At 43.2% G+C, this 1,273-nt stretch carries 1 pseudogene; it reads right to left on the bottom strand.

Annotated features, from left to right (window positions below):
- Nucleotides 1–1,273: pseudogene (locus WA340_RS03740) on the bottom strand (hypothetical protein); the annotation flags it as partial.

The following is a 1,273-nucleotide window of genomic DNA, read 5'->3' on the forward strand; positions in this document are numbered from 1 at the left end:
TAAATCTGCCTGTGCTGGCATGATTGTGATGGTGTCCTCATCGTCATCATCGCCATTACCATCGCCATCTTCATCTACGGTATCATCTGTCGTTGGATCACTGTCTGGATCATACTGGTCACTTGCCGTTATCTGGGCGGAGTTTGTGTACTCTCCTGCTGCTCCCGTTGGTGCATTGACCGTAGCCTCATAGCTAAGGGTAACCGTACCATTGTTTGCCGCTACTGTCAAGCCTGTCCATGTCGCCGTATTGCCAGTTTGTGTACCGCCATTGTTTACCGCCGTTAAGGTAAAGCCTAGTGGTAAGATATCTTCTACTGATACTCCTGTAGCTACATCTGGTCCTGCATTGGTTATCACTAACGTAAAGGTTACTGTATCTCCTACATTTGGAACTGTATTATCTATACTCTTAACTATACTTAAATCCGATTGTTGGATGACTACTTCAGCTGTATCTTCATCATCATCTTTTATGCCATCTCCATTATCATCTATTGTATCATCTGTCGTTGGATCACTGTCTGGATCATATTGATCACTTGCTGTTATCTCTACGCCATTGACATACTCATTGGATGTCCCTGTCGGTGCATCTACCGTAGCATCAAAGGTTAATATAACCGTATCTATTCCTAATGGAACTGTTATTCCTGTCCAATCTATAGTATCTCCGCCTGATAAAACCCCGCCGCCTGATATATTGGTAATACCACTATATCCACCTGGTACAACATCTTGTACCGATACGCCTGTAGCGGTTACAGCACCATCATTACTTATTAATATCGTAAAGGTTACTATATCACCTACATTTGGCGTCGTATCACTTACAATCTTCTCTATCGATAAATCTGAGGTCTGTGGTGTAATTATAAAGTTGTCTTCATCATCCTCACTCTGGTCACCATCATCGTTATCCGGAGTACTGTCTGGATCATGCTGATCGCTGCCTGTAACCTGAGCTACGTTACTATACTCTCCTAATGATCCTGTTGGTGCATTGACTACTACATCGTAACTCAACGTTACCGATGCACCGTTGGCAATACTCGCTATAGTCCAATCGATTTGGTTCCCTGTCTGTACGCCCCCATTGTTTATGGTGCCACCAGTTATCGTATAACCTATTGGAACAATATCTTCTACCGTTACATTGGTTGCTGTATCTGGCCCGTTATTGGTCAATACAACTTCAAAGGTTACCGTGTCACCCACATTTGGTGTTGAACTACTTGCCGCACTTATACCCTTAGTTAACTCTAAATCGGAT

The sequence above is a fragment of the Mesoflavibacter sp. CH_XMU1422-2 genome (genome assembly GCF_037029245.1).
GTDB lineage: Bacteria > Bacteroidota > Bacteroidia > Flavobacteriales > Flavobacteriaceae > Mesoflavibacter > Mesoflavibacter zeaxanthinifaciens.